Source organism: Blautia sp. An249, from assembly GCF_002159835.1.
GTDB lineage: Bacteria > Bacillota > Clostridia > Lachnospirales > Lachnospiraceae > Blautia_A > Blautia_A avistercoris.
The window spans coordinates 115886-131495 of sequence record NZ_NFJL01000011.1 but is presented as its reverse complement, the minus strand read 5'-3'; the positions used below and the strand labels follow the sequence as shown (position 1 = coordinate 131495).

General features: G+C 41.2%; 30 protein-coding genes. All 30 read left to right on the top strand.

Features of this window, described 5'->3' with window-relative positions; translation table 11 throughout:
* Positions 1 to 91: 91 nt before the first annotated feature.
* The 30 genes from B5F53_RS11785 to B5F53_RS11645 all read left to right on the top strand — a co-directional run bounded on the left by B5F53_RS11785 (position 92) and on the right by B5F53_RS11645 (position 15592).
* Positions 92 to 307, top strand: a complete 216-nt coding sequence (locus B5F53_RS11785; protein ID WP_087223631.1) for a hypothetical protein — start codon at positions 92 to 94, stop codon at positions 305 to 307.
* The gene (locus B5F53_RS11780; protein WP_087223629.1) at positions 294 to 911 is read left to right on the top strand and encodes a single-stranded DNA-binding protein; all 618 of its coding nucleotides are present in this window, start codon (positions 294 to 296) and stop codon (positions 909 to 911) included. The genes B5F53_RS11785 and B5F53_RS11780 overlap by 14 nt, the downstream gene beginning before the upstream one ends.
* Positions 908 to 1258: a sporulation initiation factor Spo0A C-terminal domain-containing protein gene (locus tag B5F53_RS11775; RefSeq protein ID WP_087223627.1), complete on the top strand. Its 351-nt coding sequence runs from the start codon at positions 908 to 910 to the stop codon at positions 1256 to 1258. Before B5F53_RS11780 ends, B5F53_RS11775 begins: the two co-directional genes overlap by 4 nt.
* Positions 1239 to 3284, top strand: a complete 2046-nt coding sequence (locus B5F53_RS11770) for a hypothetical protein (RefSeq protein ID WP_087223625.1) — start codon at positions 1239 to 1241, stop codon at positions 3282 to 3284. Before B5F53_RS11775 ends, B5F53_RS11770 begins: the two co-directional genes overlap by 20 nt.
* On the top strand, positions 3277 to 3510 hold the full coding sequence (locus tag B5F53_RS11765; protein ID WP_087223623.1) for a 50S ribosomal protein L29: 234 nt from the start codon (positions 3277 to 3279) through the stop codon (positions 3508 to 3510). Before B5F53_RS11770 ends, B5F53_RS11765 begins: the two co-directional genes overlap by 8 nt.
* Positions 3511 to 3515: 5 nt before the next feature.
* Entirely contained in the window at positions 3516 to 4628 is a 1113-nt protein-coding gene (locus B5F53_RS11760; RefSeq protein ID WP_087223621.1) for a hypothetical protein, read from the top strand.
* A complete protein-coding gene (locus tag B5F53_RS19885) occupies positions 4625 to 4801 on the top strand; it encodes a hypothetical protein (protein WP_162610584.1) in 177 nt (58 codons plus the stop codon). Before B5F53_RS11760 ends, B5F53_RS19885 begins: the two co-directional genes overlap by 4 nt.
* Before the next feature lie 131 nt (positions 4802 to 4932).
* Complete coding sequence (locus B5F53_RS19880) at positions 4933 to 5106, top strand: hypothetical protein (protein ID WP_162610591.1); 174 nt, start codon at positions 4933 to 4935, stop codon at positions 5104 to 5106.
* A complete protein-coding gene (locus tag B5F53_RS11755) occupies positions 5106 to 5417 on the top strand; it encodes a hypothetical protein (protein ID WP_087223619.1) in 312 nt (103 codons plus the stop codon). The genes B5F53_RS19880 and B5F53_RS11755 overlap by 1 nt, the downstream gene beginning before the upstream one ends.
* Positions 5414 to 5716: a hypothetical protein gene (locus B5F53_RS11750; RefSeq protein ID WP_087223617.1), complete on the top strand. Its 303-nt coding sequence runs from the start codon at positions 5414 to 5416 to the stop codon at positions 5714 to 5716. Before B5F53_RS11755 ends, B5F53_RS11750 begins: the two co-directional genes overlap by 4 nt.
* A complete protein-coding gene (locus B5F53_RS11745) occupies positions 5713 to 6051 on the top strand; it encodes a DUF7694 domain-containing protein (RefSeq protein WP_087223615.1) in 339 nt (112 codons plus the stop codon). Before B5F53_RS11750 ends, B5F53_RS11745 begins: the two co-directional genes overlap by 4 nt.
* 14 nt (positions 6052 to 6065) lie before the next feature.
* Positions 6066 to 6704 (top strand): RNA ligase family protein, encoded by a 639-nt coding sequence (locus B5F53_RS11740; RefSeq protein ID WP_087223614.1) that lies wholly within the window; start codon positions 6066 to 6068, stop codon positions 6702 to 6704.
* 351 nt (positions 6705 to 7055) lie between these two features.
* Positions 7056 to 7907: a hypothetical protein gene (locus B5F53_RS11735; protein WP_204246932.1), complete on the top strand. Its 852-nt coding sequence runs from the start codon at positions 7056 to 7058 to the stop codon at positions 7905 to 7907.
* A 56-nt stretch (positions 7908 to 7963) separates the two neighbouring features.
* Positions 7964 to 8143, top strand: a complete 180-nt coding sequence (locus tag B5F53_RS11730) for a hypothetical protein (protein ID WP_087223609.1) — start codon at positions 7964 to 7966, stop codon at positions 8141 to 8143.
* Entirely contained in the window at positions 8140 to 9036 is an 897-nt protein-coding gene (locus B5F53_RS11725) for an SPFH domain-containing protein (protein ID WP_087223607.1), read from the top strand. Before B5F53_RS11730 ends, B5F53_RS11725 begins: the two co-directional genes overlap by 4 nt.
* 57 nt (positions 9037 to 9093) lie before the next feature.
* Positions 9094 to 9645, top strand: coding sequence for a 4Fe-4S cluster-binding domain-containing protein (locus tag B5F53_RS11720; RefSeq protein WP_087223605.1), 552 nt, complete (start codon positions 9094 to 9096; stop codon positions 9643 to 9645).
* The gene (locus tag B5F53_RS11715) at positions 9642 to 9986 is read left to right on the top strand and encodes a hypothetical protein (RefSeq protein ID WP_087223603.1); all 345 of its coding nucleotides are present in this window, start codon (positions 9642 to 9644) and stop codon (positions 9984 to 9986) included. Before B5F53_RS11720 ends, B5F53_RS11715 begins: the two co-directional genes overlap by 4 nt.
* On the top strand, positions 9976 to 10212 hold the full coding sequence (locus B5F53_RS11710) for a hypothetical protein (protein ID WP_087223601.1): 237 nt from the start codon (positions 9976 to 9978) through the stop codon (positions 10210 to 10212). The genes B5F53_RS11715 and B5F53_RS11710 overlap by 11 nt, the downstream gene beginning before the upstream one ends.
* A 3-nt stretch (positions 10213 to 10215) precedes the next feature.
* Entirely contained in the window at positions 10216 to 10566 is a 351-nt protein-coding gene (locus B5F53_RS11705) for a hypothetical protein (RefSeq protein ID WP_087223599.1), read from the top strand.
* A gap of 499 nt (positions 10567 to 11065) precedes the next feature.
* Positions 11066 to 11218 (top strand): hypothetical protein, encoded by a 153-nt coding sequence (locus tag B5F53_RS19875; RefSeq protein WP_162610590.1) that lies wholly within the window; start codon positions 11066 to 11068, stop codon positions 11216 to 11218.
* Positions 11215 to 11451 carry a hypothetical protein gene (locus B5F53_RS11690; RefSeq protein ID WP_087223593.1) on the top strand — a complete coding sequence of 79 codons (237 nt, stop codon included), beginning with the start codon at positions 11215 to 11217 and terminating at the stop codon, positions 11449 to 11451. Before B5F53_RS19875 ends, B5F53_RS11690 begins: the two co-directional genes overlap by 4 nt.
* 28 nt (positions 11452 to 11479) lie before the next feature.
* Positions 11480 to 12247, top strand: coding sequence for an MBL fold metallo-hydrolase (locus B5F53_RS11685; protein WP_087223591.1), 768 nt, complete (start codon positions 11480 to 11482; stop codon positions 12245 to 12247).
* A gap of 14 nt (positions 12248 to 12261) precedes the next feature.
* Positions 12262 to 13170, top strand: a complete 909-nt coding sequence (locus B5F53_RS11680; protein ID WP_242970306.1) for a helix-turn-helix domain-containing protein — start codon at positions 12262 to 12264, stop codon at positions 13168 to 13170.
* The gene (locus B5F53_RS11675) at positions 13167 to 13922 is read left to right on the top strand and encodes a hypothetical protein (RefSeq protein WP_087223586.1); all 756 of its coding nucleotides are present in this window, start codon (positions 13167 to 13169) and stop codon (positions 13920 to 13922) included. The genes B5F53_RS11680 and B5F53_RS11675 overlap by 4 nt, the downstream gene beginning before the upstream one ends.
* A 1-nt stretch (position 13923) precedes the next feature.
* A complete protein-coding gene (locus tag B5F53_RS11670) occupies positions 13924 to 14160 on the top strand; it encodes a hypothetical protein (RefSeq protein WP_087223584.1) in 237 nt (78 codons plus the stop codon).
* A complete protein-coding gene (locus tag B5F53_RS11665; protein ID WP_087223582.1) occupies positions 14157 to 14456 on the top strand; it encodes a hypothetical protein in 300 nt (99 codons plus the stop codon). The genes B5F53_RS11670 and B5F53_RS11665 overlap by 4 nt, the downstream gene beginning before the upstream one ends.
* The gene (locus tag B5F53_RS11660) at positions 14453 to 14650 is read left to right on the top strand and encodes a helix-turn-helix domain-containing protein (RefSeq protein ID WP_087223580.1); all 198 of its coding nucleotides are present in this window, start codon (positions 14453 to 14455) and stop codon (positions 14648 to 14650) included. Before B5F53_RS11665 ends, B5F53_RS11660 begins: the two co-directional genes overlap by 4 nt.
* Positions 14647 to 15000, top strand: a complete 354-nt coding sequence (locus tag B5F53_RS11655; protein WP_087223578.1) for a hypothetical protein — start codon at positions 14647 to 14649, stop codon at positions 14998 to 15000. The genes B5F53_RS11660 and B5F53_RS11655 overlap by 4 nt, the downstream gene beginning before the upstream one ends.
* Before the next feature lie 2 nt (positions 15001 to 15002).
* Positions 15003 to 15311, top strand: coding sequence for a hypothetical protein (locus tag B5F53_RS11650; RefSeq protein ID WP_087223576.1), 309 nt, complete (start codon positions 15003 to 15005; stop codon positions 15309 to 15311).
* Entirely contained in the window at positions 15308 to 15592 is a 285-nt protein-coding gene (locus B5F53_RS11645; protein ID WP_087223574.1) for a hypothetical protein, read from the top strand. The genes B5F53_RS11650 and B5F53_RS11645 overlap by 4 nt, the downstream gene beginning before the upstream one ends.
* Positions 15593 to 15610 lie beyond the last annotated feature (18 nt).

Genomic DNA, 15610 nt, shown 5'->3' with positions numbered 1-15610 from the left:
AATTTCCTGTAAAATCTGCAAAAAATAAAGTATGGTGGAATTTACCTCTGCACTGGAATTTAAAATTTCAATTTAGCAGGAGGATATTTTTATGCAAAAAAACAGGATGTTCTTATATTTGTTAGGGGCAATGTCCTACATAGGTGTATTTATAATTGCATTTCTTGTGTTTTGGGAAATGACAGGACAGGATGCCGTAAGAGTTCTGGCTTTAAGTGCAAGTGTTTCTATTTTAATAGGACTTGCAATTTTTATAAAAATAGAAGAAATACAAGATACAAGAGGAGGAAAAGATGAAGAAAAATAATAATAACAAAGTGTTCTTATCCGGCAAAATCTCTTCGGGATTTGCCTATAGTCACAAGAAGTTTGGCGAAAGGTTTTACAAACTGGATTTAATGGTGAAAAGACGAAGCGGTTACGAGGATTGGGTACCGCTTATGGTTTCCGAACGGTTGATGGATGTGACACAGGATTATGAGGGAGAGTACATTCAGGTGAATGGAGAATTCCGTTCTTATAATTTCCATAACGGGAATAGAAATCGGTTGATTTTAACCGTTTTTGCCCAAGAATTGAAATTTGCGGAAGAAGGAGACCCAATAGAAATTAATGAAATAGTCCTTGACGGCTATATCTGTAGGCAACCGGTTTACAGAAAGACACCTCTGGGAAGAGAAATTGCAGATTTTCTGTTGGCTGTGAACCGTCCATATGGAAAATCAGACTATATTCCCTGCATATGTTGGGGAAGAAACGCCCGGTATGCATCGTCTTTTGAAGTAGGGAAACATATATTGATCTCCGGAAGAATACAAAGCCGGGAATATCTTAAAAGATATTCAGAAACAGACAGAGAAGTAAGGACGGCTTATGAAGTCTCGATTAACAAAATGGAGGAAAAAGAATGAAGAAGGAAAAGATTGAGGATGCACTGTTAAAGATGGGAATACCAGCCAATATAAAGGGGTTCGCATATATCACACAGGCCATTCTTCTATTGGACAAAGAAGAATGGAGGTACCCTAAATTTACAGAAATTTACAAAGAGATAGCAAAAATAAGTAAAATTTCGAGTACAAATGTTGAAAGAGCAATACGAATTGCTCTTGAACATGCAAGAAGGGAAAAATCGAAAGATGGATATGAAGTGGCAAATCGTTACATAGGTATGATAAACACGACTAATTCCGCATCTCTTTCACAATTATATTTAATGCTTAAGAGGGAGGAAGAAAATGAAAAGAATAATGCTTAAATCTCTCTGTCTGGAGAATTTCGGAAATGTATATGGGTTTGTTCGGAATGTGGTTTTCGGAAATCGGACTACAATTAAAGGACGCAATGAGTCCGGGAAAAGCACACTGGGAGACGCATACAGTTGGGCGTTGACCAACAAACTGATGAACGGCAACGCAGCGGACGGCATCCGGCCGCATGATGAAAATGGAAAGGATTTCGACGGCACCGATATTACTGTGACTGCAGTTTTGGATATTGACGGGGAGGAAAAAAGAGTCCGGAAAATCCAGTCACAGATGTACGAAAAGAAAACTGGGAAATTCAAGGGAAACAGCAATGACTATATGATTAATGAAATCCCAAAGAAAGAGAAGGGCTATCTGGAATTTTGGGAATCGTATGTGCCAAGCAAGATTTTTCGGATATGCTCCAGTGCAGTTGCATTTTTTGAAATGAATAAGGAAGAGCGTAGAAAAACGCTTTTCGATATGATTCCCGACTATTCAAATGATGACGTTATTGCTACTGATGAAAAGTTTCTTCCTATTAAAAATATGTTGAAGAACGGAACTATTGAAGAATTGATAAAGAGAGCGAAATTTATTTTAAAAGGGGACAAAAACCATAAAGGACTTGAAGAACAGTTAAAAGATATAGAGCCCCGGATTGATGAAGCCAGCAAAGGAATCTGCGACGTGGCGGAGTATGAACTTGCCGTTAACGAACTGAAAGAGCAGATTGCAGAGCTGGACAGGCAGGAGCAGGCGCTGAATGACAGCATTGCGGCTTATGATAAAGCCAGCCGGGATATTCTGGACTTGAAGTTTGAACAGTCTGAGATTGTTCGCAAGGTAAATGAAGGGCTGGTCCAGCAGAAACGTGTGCTAAATGATGAAATTGCCGATTTGCAGATAAAGAAGCGTGATGCTGAGAACGCATTACGTATGGCTGAGATGGATTTGAAACACGCTGAAATGGGAATTCAGCGGCATGAAGCGGATTTAAAGAAAGCGCAGGAGGATTGGAAAAGGTGGTCAGAGACAGAATTTGATGAAACGGAATTGAAGTCTATCCAATCAGAAGAATTTGACGAAAGTTCACTTATATGCCCGACCTGCGGACAAAATCTCCCAGAAGAAGCAGCACAAAAGGTACGTGATGATTTTGAGGAGAACAAAAATATTCGCATTCAGAGACAGGAAAATTTAAAGAATCAGCATGAAGAAACGAAAAGCAAGCGCCTTGAAATGATTACAGAAGCCGGTAATAAGGCTGCCGTAGATCTCAAAAAAGCGCAGAACGCCAAGGCGGATGCGGAGAAAAAAATTGCTGAGATAAAGGGGCGCATTGCTGATCTTATTATCAAAATCACAGCGAAGCAACAGGAATTATCCAAACTGCCGGATTCTGTTGACCTGTCCGATAATGCAGAATATCAGACCATTACCGCCGAAAGCACCAAACAGGAAGAAGCCTTAAAGCAGATGAACAACGGCGAGGAACAGCGCAGAGAGATTTCCAGTAAGCGGAACGCGGCTGTTTTTGAGATCGTCTGGTATCAGCAGTTGATTAAGCAGTCGCATGACGCACAGGACAGGGTTGCCGAGCTTCAGCAGGAGCAGAAAAACCTCTCACAGAGGATTGCAGACACGCAAAAGGAACTGGATTTGCTGAAAGCCTTTCAGAAAGCCAAATGCGATATGCTGACCGAGAAAATCAATTCGCTGTTCATGTTTACAAAGTGGCAGTTGTTCAAGCCGCAGGTAAACGGAGATTATCAGGAAGTTTGCGAACCGACTTACTGCGGAACGGCTTACGGGCGGCGGCTCAATGATGGGGCAAAGGCGTTGATTGATTTGGATATTTGTTACACCTTCCAGAAGATGAACGATATTCGAGTTCCAATCTGGATTGATAACAGCGAGAGAATGACTTCTAAAACTTTGCATATGCTTGATGGGATTGACACACAGATTATTTTCATGAAGGCGGAAGAATGTGATTTGAGCGTGGAGGTAAGAAAGGGGAGTAACAATGATTAAATGCAATAAAGGACAAGTTGAGATTGTAGGAAAGGGAAATAATATTCTCACTGAATACACCGTTTTGACAAAAAATCTAAAAGACCATTTTTCAGAAGAAATTTTGCGTGAAGCGTTTGAACTGGCCTTTATGTCAGAAGAAGAACTTGACAAAAAATTAGAGGAAGTAAAGAGAGAGCTTTTCGATACATTGTTCAACAAAATTTTAGGACGTCAGGAGGACTAAGAATTATGTCAGAGACACAGGTAGCAAACAAAGAATACAGCACAGGGCTGAACCAGTATTTAAAGGCTTATGTACCGATGATTCAGAAACAGATTGCGGAGGACGGAGATACTTTCGATGATTATTCCCGGTATTGCGTTGTGGCGGCGATGGGAGAAATTATCAGCATGGTACATAATTCCGGCGCAGACCCGTCAACCATCAATCCAAACAACATGAATGACATCTTGCTGTCAGTTGCCCGTCTGAAACTGAACGCTAATGCTGTTCCGAGAGAGTGCTACTTCCAGATCCGGAATGTGAACGTGGCGGCTAAGGGACAGCCTGCAAAATGGGAAAAGAAGATTGAGTTTAACATTGAGGGAGACGGCTACGACGCGCTGACCGCCAGATACGGTAGAAATGTCAAGAAAGTTTATACCTATTGGGCAGTAAGAGAAGGAGATTCTTTTATCCCGCCGAAGCGGAAGGGGCTTGAAGTCACGCCGCCGGAATGGGAAGAAAGCGGAAAAGGCAAGGTTGTGAAGGTAGTATATCCGATTGAATACACAGATGGCCATGTTGAGTACCATATCGCTGAGCGTGCAGACGTAGCAAAGAATCTGGCAGCTCATATCAATCAGAACATGCAAAATGAAACCTTCGGAATTTGCGCTGACAGATACAAGGCAACCGATAAGCAGAAGCAGGAGATTGCGGCTAAGAAGCGCGAAATCATGGACAAGATTCGGGAACTGGCAGATGTTGAAGCAATTCTTTCCTGTGATGAGTTGAAACCGTTTATCTCTCCGTCGTGGTCGGAATACCAGTCCCAGGAATCCATGATTATCCGTAAAATGCGGAACAACATTATGAAGAAGATTCCGAAAGACTTTGGAAGTTCTGTAGTGGCTCGAACCTATTACACGGTTGATGATGCGCTGTATCGGGAAGTGCAGCAGGAGATTGCCGAAAATGGCAATGCAGAAGAATTCGTTCCCGAACCGCCGCAGATTGAGGAAAAGCCTGCACCCAAGACGGTTGCCGATGTGACCGCAGGACAGAAGCAGAAAGAGCCAATTCCGGCGGAGAAGAAGGAACAGCCCTTGCCAGATTTCATGAAGGCGGGTGATATGTGATGTTAAAACCAGGAGATAAAGTGGTTATGGTAAATTGCTTAGAAGCAGAGAAATATAAAGACAAGGTTTGGGAGGTACGCTCTGAACCGTGGAATTTATGTGGGTCTGAGGTGGTATTGCTGAAAGGCAAATCGGGAGGTTTCGCAACAGAGTTTTTGCAGAAAGTAGGATAAACACTTTTCCGGCGGCTGAAAGTTTGGGCTAATAAGTGAACGTGATATGGTTCTGCCGGGATTTGAAAGGAAAAAATATGCATACTGTGAGATTCAGAGCCACGCAACGAGATATAAGGACGGACAGAATTATGAAAGCGGCGGCAGGAGTTGAAAATGTTGGGTTTGCGGTGGTTATATCATTCAATACGGTGCAGGAACCGACATTAGAATATCTCAATAAGATGGCAAGAGAAATCGAAAATTTACCGCCAGTAAATTGTAAATATTTCAGCAATGTAAGACCGATGATGGAGGTGATTTAGTGAACGAGGAAATGATGTTTACGGTTTGTAACATCCCGAAAATGTTAGAAAAGGCAATAAATGACACCAGACAAACTTGTACTTCTGGAATGAATAAGGATAATTTGGATGGTTTCAATTTTGCAGTAGAAGAAATGATTAATATTCTTAAACAAATGATTCATGCGGCAGAAATTGACGGACAAATCTTTGTTCACAGCGAAAAGATAAAACCCGAACACGATTTGGAAGAATTTGACCTACATGATTTATTGGAATTATGTGGTTGTAGAGTTGTTGCACAATTCAACTATAAGGGAGAAATGGAATGAAACGCTTATATATCGTAACAATGGCAAACGGCGACCAGTACGGTGTCCCGGCGGAAGTTATCGCTGACAACTATGCAAAGCATTATGAAATCCGTGGCGAGGATTATCAGGAGAACTATGACGCAATGATTTACTGGTTCGATACTAACGATTTTGAATTTGCAGACTGGGCGAAAAACAACATGGATTGGTCGGATGTAAAAGACAGGGCTGTACTCGTCGGGAGCAAGAAAGAAGAACCGGATTTTGAAGATGGCTGGGTAAACGGTGAGTATGAATATCGGAAGGTGGAGCAATGAAAACATTAGAAGAAATCAAATCCAATTCCAAACTGGAAATCAAGCAGACAGCCATTGACGGAATTTCAGGATTCCTGCATATGACAGGATTACGCCATTGCACGGTAATCGCAAGTTGGGGCGGTGGCTGGGAACACGTTTCCGTTTGTCCGGCGAACCGTTGTCCTGATTGGGATGAGATGTGCCAAATAAAGGACATGTTTTGGAAAGAGGATGAGGTTGTTATGCAACTTCACCCATCAAAGAGCGACTATGTGAACCTTATGCCGAACTGCCTGCATCTATGGAGACCGATAGGGCGGGAAATTCCGGTTCCGCCGATTTTGTATGTGTAATGGAGGGCTATGAGATGAAAGAATACACAAAAATAGAAACCATCTTTGAAAGAGACGTGGAGGGTAGCAAAAAACTGATTGAGGGAAAATACCGAAACGAAACAGTTGAGTTCCTAAAAAACAATCAGTGGATTTGCACCGAGAAGATTGACGGCACGAATATCGGAATTGTATGGGACGGCCACAAAGTCTCCTATCAAGGAAGAGCAGAAAGAACGCAGATTCCAACGCATTTGATGAATAAGTTGATTGAAATGTTTGGCGGCGAAACCAACGAGGAACTGTTTGAACAGAAATTTGGAGAAATGCCGGTAATTCTTTTCGGAGAAGGATATGGAACAAAAATCCAGAAAGGCGGCGGTAATTACCGTTCAGATGTATCTTTTATCCTCTTTGACGTATATCTGCCAGAACAGAATTTATGGTTGAAACGGGAAGCGCTGGAGGACATTGCAAGAACTTTTGGGATTGATATTGTTCCAGTTATCCTTAAAGGAACATTGCAGGAGGCAGTTGATTTTGTAAAAGGTAAACCGAAGTCTACGATTGGAACGGCGGACATGGAAGGATTGGTCTGTAAGCCTGCGGTAGATATGCTTGACCGCATGGGGCGTAGAGTGATTGTGAAAGTGAAAGTTCGGGACTTTGAATGAGAAATTTTGAGATGTTAAATTCATTTGCCGGTGCAGTACCAGTAGACGAACAAGCGATAGGAATGTTGCTTCATCATATATCGCAGGAGATTGGAAGCAGTTGGTTGGAATCTCACGTTGGGTATTACATTCAGTTGTACCGAAACATGAAAACGTGGTTAGAGAGTGAGGTATGGAAATGAAAGACGATGGATTTTGTTTTGACTTATCATTGGTTCTTCACCTGTTGACAAAAGAAGAAAAACGGCTGTTTGGTCAGATGATTTTGGAGTAAAGGATGATAGGAACGCTTGAACAGATTCGTAAGGACATGGAACATGGCGTTTATGATTTCACGGTTAATGAAAGAAGGTGGTTAAAATCCCAGCTTATTATATGGACTTAACAGGGCAAAAGTATGGTAGATTAACCGTTATTGAAAAAGCAATCCCGCATATAACGCCCAAAGGAAGAAAAATATATATGTGGAAATGTATTTGCGATTGCGGAAACGAGACCGTTGTTTCGACATCCGGTTTAAGGGGAAAACAAGTTCAGAGTTGTGGATGCTTGCAGAGAGAGCGAGTACATGAGGCTATATTTGATGATATTTCCGGGAAAAGATTTGGTCGTTTGGTTGCCGTTTCCCCCATGAAAAAGGGAAAGATTTTTTATTGGAAATGTAAATGTGATTGCGGAAATACTGCGGAGGTTCTTCCGCAACATTTAAAAAGAGGATTGATAAAATCGTGTGGGTGTTTGAGAACTGATGTTTCAGCTCAAAAAAACAAAAAGCACGGAATGAGCAAAACGAGAATTTACAAAGAATGGAAAGGTATTAAAGAAAGATGCTTCAATAAAAATAGCAATGCTTTTAAAAATTACGGCGAAAGAGGTATTACTGTTTGCACTGAATGGCTAGGAGAAAATGGATTTGAAAATTTTTATAAGTGGGCATTTTCCAATGGATACTCAGATGGCTTGACGATTGAGAGAAAGAATGTAAATGGGAATTATTGTCCAGAAAATTGCTGTTGGATACCACTACCTCAGCAGGCACTTAATACAAGGTCGAATGTCATTCTTGAATATAATGGAGAATCAAAACCACTAGCACAATGGGCGAAAGAATATGGAATCAACTACGCAGTATTCCATGCCAGAGTACGGAGATACGGTTGGAGCATAGAAAGAGCGTTGCATGAACCAGTTCGACCATATTGAACAAGCGTTACCAGATGATAGATATGAGAAAAAAATTTTATGGAGGAGTTTAAAGAATGTGGTTCATTTTTTTAGTGTCTTGCATTGCCGTAGCCCTTGCGGCGCTGTTGGTTATCTGGATTGGAAGCAAAGTCCTTCGATCTATAGAGAAGCAAGATAAAACATCTGATGTTGAGGATGTTGTCTATGACCAAGTGAAGAAAAAAATAAAAGAAGAAATGGAGAAAGATGAATGAAGAAGATCGCGTTAATTATAGTCGTTGTACTTGTAGCATTGATTGGCGGTGGAATTACGATCAAATCCCTTAAGGGCGTTGGACAGGGAGAAGTTGGTGTTGTTTGGACATACGGAGAAGGAGTGCAGGAAGAGACGTTAGGTCCAGGAATGCATTTTGTAGGTCCCACTGCAAAAGTGAAGACTTATCCTGTAAGCCAGCAGCAACTTGTTTTAAGTAATAATCCAAGTGATTATAACGAGAAGGAACATGCAGACTGGCATGTAGATGCTACCACGGACGGCGGTAGCGTAAAGCTTAATATGACTATCAATTATAATTTCATCCCTGACCGTGTCGTTAGTCTGTATACAAAATTTAACGGCATGGACGGAGAAGCAATCGTAGACAGTATGGTACAAAATTCCATCATTGCCTACATAAAAGAAGTGACACCTCGATTTTCAGTAATGGATATTTACAGCGACAAGAAAGCAGAGGTCAGCCAGGAAATCACCGAATATCTGAATAGCAAGCTGAATGAGGAATACGGAATCAACGTAGCATCTGCATTGATTATTGATGTTCAGTTGGACGAGGCATTACAGGAGAAGGTTCAGGCAAAAGAGCAGGCGAAGCAGGACGCAGAGAAAGCAGAACTGGACAAACAGACAGCGATCGCGCAGGGAGAGGCCAACAAAGCTCAGGCAGAGGCCGATGCTGAAGTAAAGAGAATCAATGCGGAGGCTTCTGCTGAACAGACAAGGATTGCAGCGCAGGCAGAAGCAGACGCCAACAATATGATTAATAGTTCCATTACTGAGAATCTTATTGACATGAAAGAAGCGGAAGCGCGACTAGAGCATGGTTGGGTAACTGTTCAGGGCGCAGATGCAGTGGTTACGGGAGAGTAATTTTTTGAACAAGGAGGGGGAACTTTCCTCCTCCAATAAAATGGAGGTTTCGGAGAAATGAAAAGAACAGCACGAGTCATCGTAACATTTAACTGCAACAGAAAATGTCCGGGATGTTGCAATGAAAGAATGGTTGATGAATACAGAATCCCGATGTTCAATGAACTTTTAAAATATGAAGAAATCATCATTACTGGCGGAGAACCGATGCTGATTTCTGAGCGATGTTTGGAATTTCTACATCGGATCCGGAACTCTGGATTCAAAGGGAAGGTGTTTCTGTATACGGCATATAACCGGGCCGGGAGGCTGTGGTCTGATACACAGCTTCTTAAAGAAGTAGATGGCGTTACATATACCATTCACAAAGAATACAGCGACAAGGACATTGCGATGCTTGGAAACTTGACACGTTTTATCAAAGAGAACGGTCTCAAAGATTTCCGGTTAAATGTGGATGCAAGAATCAAGGACGACCTGAATTGGGGCGATTTCAACCGGAATGGCGAATGGGCGCATATTCGCTTTATCGAATGGAAAGATGAGTGCCCGATACCGGAAAACGAGGAACTGTTTTTCTACGATTTAATGAGGGAGGAATTGCCGTGATAGCAGAACAATTAGAAAAGGTTCGGAAAATCGCCCAGAATTATGGGTATGAAGCGCAGACAAGACAGCTTACTGAAAAGATCGGTAAACTGTTTCAGGCCATGAATAAATACTGGCGGAAAGATTTGCAGTGCGGAAAGCACCTGTGTAATCCTTGGGACGGATATATGCCGGAGGATTCGGAAGAATACTGGAATCTGGTTGAAAAAATTGCTGATATGGAAATCATGTTGGAACAGATGAAATTCTTTTTGGCAGTAAATGATAACGGGTTTGACGGGATTATTCAGGAAAAACTTGACCGCCAGATAAAGCGAATGGAGGAAGAAAATGCTGATTAGAACTCAGGACAGAGCTTGTATATGCAACACAGACAAAATGAAAGGCATTTCAATAGTGGAAAAATCAGATGGAACGGCTTTCTTAACAATGCGGTTTAGCGGTTATCTGGTGGATAATTGTGCGCTAGGTACATATGGAAGCAAGGGCAGAGCCACGGAAGTATTGGACGGAATTTGTAATGCCTACGAAAGAAAATGGAGAACATTTACTATGCCGGAGGAATAACCTATGAGATTGATAAGCCAAAATGGAAAATATAGTTTTCCGTTTGAAAATGTAATAGTAGAAATAATGGACAATAATATTTTTGTTTGTACAGGAACAGGACAACCGTTTAAAGCGGCGGAATATACGTCTTTAGAGCAAGCCCAGAAAGCTATGCAGATGTTACATGAGTGCTATACCGGAATGCTGTATATGCGGAATGCGGATTTTGGAAAAGACGTAGATGTGAAAGAAAGACTGAAAGAAAGTATGCGACAGGGGATTGGTTTTATTACTGTATTTGATACAGAAGAAAACGTAAAAATTGAACCGATGAATATTGTTTTCCGGTTCCCGAAGGAGGACGAAGTATGAGTGTTTGTAAATACCCAGAAAGTATATGCCCCCACATGACTGTAGTGAAAGGAAAATCGTATTGTGGCGCAACACCGTGTCAGTTGACAGGGGAGTTACCGAAGAGAACAAATGCAGGTAAAATCCGTGACATGAAAGATGAAGAACTGGCGGAGATTATTATGTGTCCTTTCGATACGGAACCCACTGTATGCAATAAAGATGGTTGCATACAGTGCTGTCTTGAATGGCTTCAGCGGCCAGCGGAGGATTGAGATGAAAGTTTGTAAAGTTCGTCCTTCACGTTCGCAATGCAGAATGTGTTTTGATACATGGGAAACTCTTAGTGGAGATACTTCTCAAATGCCGGATTGCAAAACGTGTGTTTTAAACACACAGGAACATAAAATAGTTGATTTTGTGAATGGACTGTTTTGCACATATGCCTTGCTTGAATGTAATGGGAGATTAGAAAAGGTTTTAATAAGCCGACTTTACGATATCCGGGAGGAGGACCGAGATGCTAAATGTAGATAAACTCGCAGATATAATGAATATCATTTTTGAAAAATGTGAGAAGTGTCCGTTAGAAAAAATATGCGATACGGATTGTTCATTAGTCTGGAAATATTTTTTAGAATCCAAAGTAAAAGAGGATGGTGTAGAAAAATGAGATTAAAAATTGAGCGCACACGATGGGTTATTATGCGGAAAAGCCGAACGGAAATATTCTGTGGATTAGCTAGAAACTATACATTTAAGCCGGTGAATAATATCGGAAATACTGCGGTAAAAACCTATTTGAGTAAAAATAAAGCTCTGAGTAGCTTTGAAAGCAGTTGGCGGAATCCGAATTTTGAAGTAGAAGCAGTTGAGATTAAAGAGATTTACGAAAGTGTAAATTAGAATTTGGCTCAGAAAGCAGGTGGCTCATATGTTCTTGCAAGTAATAGATACAGGTTCACAGGCCGGAAATTCTTATGCGCTGATGGCGGACAGCGGAGAAATCTTCCTTTTAGATGCCGGGTGCAGATATAAGGAGATTTTGAAAGCCATTGATTATCGCATATCGGATATTTCTGGTGTGTTATTGACCCATGAACACCAAGACCACATAAAGAGTTTCCGGGATTTCATGCGAAATGGCGTCCAGTGTTTCGGCTGTGATGAGTTGGCGGAATACATAGAAAGAGTATACGGAGAAAAAATCAAAGGACTTGCAGAGAAACGGCAGGTGCAGATTGGCTCCTTTGCCGTTACACCATTTTATCTGCCGCACACCACCAAAAGCAAAGAAACCGGACAGATTATCCCGTGTCCAAACTTTGGCTATTTAGTAGAGCATGAGGAAATGGGAAGGCTGATTTATGCCACAGACTTTGAATACCTCCCGTTCCGGTTCTCTTCTATGCGTGTTCAACAATGGTTGATTGAATGCAATCACATGGACTGGCTAATTGACCGGGATTCCGGTAAATACGCTCATGTGCTGCAGGGCCATTCCAGTTTGTCCACGGTAAAGGAAATCATTCGGGTAAATAGAACGCCGGATATGCGGAACGTGATTCTTTGCCATTTGTCAGCAGATGGTGCAGACCCGGAGATTGTGCAGAAAGAGATTCAGGAGATTGCGGGCCAGTGGTGCAATGTGGCGGTGGCAGAAAATAATAAAATCATACATTTAAGTAGATTTCCGTTTTGAATGGTGGTGATTAAGTGGAGGATTTAACGGGAAAAAGATTTCACATGTTAAAAGTCATTGGGTATGCAGGAAATAAAACAGGCATTGGCTCGTTATGGTTGTGTCGATGTGATTGTGGTAACGAGAAAACAATTTCACGAAAATCATTAATAGGAGGAACTAAAAGTTGCGGCTGTCTTCCACGAACAGCAAAAGATGAGGTTAGGAGAAAAGACGAAAGACTGTATAGAATTTATTTAGGAATGAAACGTCGTTGTTTTAATAAAAATGGAGAGGCATACAGCTATTACGGCGGAAGAGGAATAACAATTTGCGATGAATGGCTTGGAAATGACGGCTACAAGAATTTCAGAAGTTGGGCTTATGACAATGGATATTCAGAGGAATTAACAATAGACCGCATAGATGTAAATGGGAATTATTGCCCGGAAAATTGTAGATGGGCAACCGCAAAGGAGCAAGCTAACAACAGAAGAAATACTATTAAGATTTGTATATCTGGAAGAAAAATGACTATTTCTGAAGCTGCCGAAAAATATGATGTGAACAGAAGTACAGTTTGTAGCAGATATAGAAGTGGATGTAACGATGAACAATTTATAACAGGAAAGGGGCTGAAAAAATATGAGGTAAATGGGAATCTCTATACTGCGGACGAAATATCGGAAATATTCAAAATTCCGAAAGCACAGTTTAGGACTAGAATCGAAAAAGGGTGGAGTATAGATAGAGCAGCGACTTTTCCATACAAAAAGTTTTCAGAAAAAGAAATTGAATATAACGGTGAAATACATACTGTCCGTGAATGGTCTGAAATTACAGGAATAAAATATCAAACATTAAGATGGCGAATAAATCAAGGTTGGGATAATAATAGAATTTTTGAAAACGTCATTACGCGTGGAAGAGAGGATTTAAGATGAATTTAGAAGAAAGAATTGCCAATGCAGTAAATGAAAAGCTGACTGACGGAACCGTGGAGAAGTTGGTGGAACAGCAGATAGAAAAGGCTGTAAAAGACGCACTTGAAGATGTGTTCCGATATAGCGGTAAGGGCAGAAAGATGATTGAAGAACGGCTGAATGAAGTCATTGTTCCGGTAATCGAAAGACACGGTTTTAATCAGTATATCGTGAAGTTGGATGCCGTTCTGACAGACATTGTGAACAATACAAGTCTGGAGGACAACAAAAAGATTCTGGAGAATTTCCGTGGATTGATGCGGGAACCGGAAAAGAAAGAAATCAAACTGTCAGAGATTTTTGAGGAATACTGTAAACACGTTGCCGCCAATGTGAATACGGATGACTTGGAAGCACACTGCGAGGATGGGGAACCGTATTACGATCATGTGACTGCGCAGATGGAAGTGGAGCATGAAGATAAGGGTTGGTTCAATTCCTCTTTTGATGATTGCGTTGTGAAGTTTACCTGCGACGAGGACAAAGATTTGAATTGTCAAATCAAACTTTACAAGTACAAGACAGAAGAAAAATGGAATCTCCGTCATTTAGGTGAAACTTTCTGCGACATAAATTCTCTGCGTGGGCTGAGTGAATTTGAAGTATTTCTAATGACCTTAAGACGGGGATTCGTTGATATTATCATGGACACCGAAAGCGAATATGACAGCGATATTGAGCCGGATGAGAAACCGGAATGGAGTTTGAGCTGAGATGAAATATAGAGAATTTGTCAAATGGTGCAATGAAAGAGCCTGTGACGGCTGTTGGGGAATGCTTGAAGCAATGATCTGTATTTGGGTTCTGGAAGAAGTAAGAAAGGCTCCATTCTGGCGGCGAGAAAAGGTGTGGCGGGAACAGTATGAAAACGATGTTGTTAATCAGATTGTGGAGCCGACGAACCAGAAAATAAAGGAATTGTGTGGTATGAGAAATGGTGGAAAGAGATGAAATTATTTTGTAAAAAGTACGGAAAAACAGCGACTTGTACAGTAAGCATGAGTGAGGAACTTGCAAAACTGTGCGAGCCATGCATGGGTGATCCAAGAGGACCGATTGGGATTCCGTCAACAATGACCGGTCAGGAAATCATAGATTCTGTAAAAGAGATGATGCTATGCAACGGCAGTTATGTTCTGAGTAGTGAAGGATACGAATTTGTGTGTATCCCCAGAGAACAGTACGAATTTGTATTGAATAAAATAATTGAAAGTCAGAGTAAATCAGGAAGGTTTGATGAAGAGTGAAATACCCAGTAATCGAAAAATACATGATTGACCATAGTTTAAGCCTGCGTGAGTTCGCTAGGAAATGCGGAGTTCCTTCTTCTACTATGTGCCGCCTGCTAAATGGAAAAACAGAACCGGTCAAAAGCACGATTGACAAGATTTTGGTGGAAACCGGTCTGAATTATGAGGTTTGTTTTAAGGAGGGCACATGATAGATATAGTTTTGCCGGAACAGGAATATGTGCATTTTGAAGATGATGGAAAGCGAATAACAGTATGCACTCTACGTCAGAAAGTCTTACATACTATCGGACTTAGAATGAATGGCGGGAATCGAGGTCGCTTATATACAAGGCATGGAAAGAAATATTACAAGCCATACAGAAATTATTTTTCCGGTAATGATAAGGATTTGGATGGTCTTGTTGAAGCGGGATATATGGATATGGATTCAAGAGAAGTGCATGGAATACCAGATTATCGTTCTTATTGGTTCAACCGGAAAGGACTTGATTGGTTGGGAGAGCAGATTGGAATTTATATTTATGATGAGGAAGATTAGCCATGAAAAACAAGAAATCAGCAAAAGACCTTGCGTTTGAGCGGGAGAGGGCAAAGTTCAGAAAAGAGATTCGGGAACTGGAACGGGAGAATGCTTCCCTTTCGCTAACACTAATTGAGAGAAATGTGGAGATCCAGGAAGCAGAAGAGGAAATTCGGCAGTTAAAAAACTGGGTACAACGTCTTTTGGAATACATGGACATGCCGGAAGAAGAGATGCGGAAACGGATTGAAAATGAGCGAGCTAAGGATAAAATGTTAGACACGCTTGGAGAGTTCGGGCAGATATTCAGGAGGTTTGGGATTTTATGATAAGGCTAAAAAATTGGTCAGTATTTGCGTCAAATAATGATTGGTATCCGCCGGAGCTGCTCTATTATTATTTGCAAGGAAATGCATATGGTCATCAGAGATTTAATGACGGAGACCCTATAACTACTTCCAGAATTGTGGAGATAAATGATAAGGGGGACTACAAAGAGGCGAAAACCAAAGGTGGTTCAGTTTACTGTTTGTATCCGGAAGACGTTGACCCAGAAGCGGAAAATCAATTCCCTAATTATTACGAAAGATTGTGTATGAAACATGATTGAAGCCGTTAAGATAGAGGA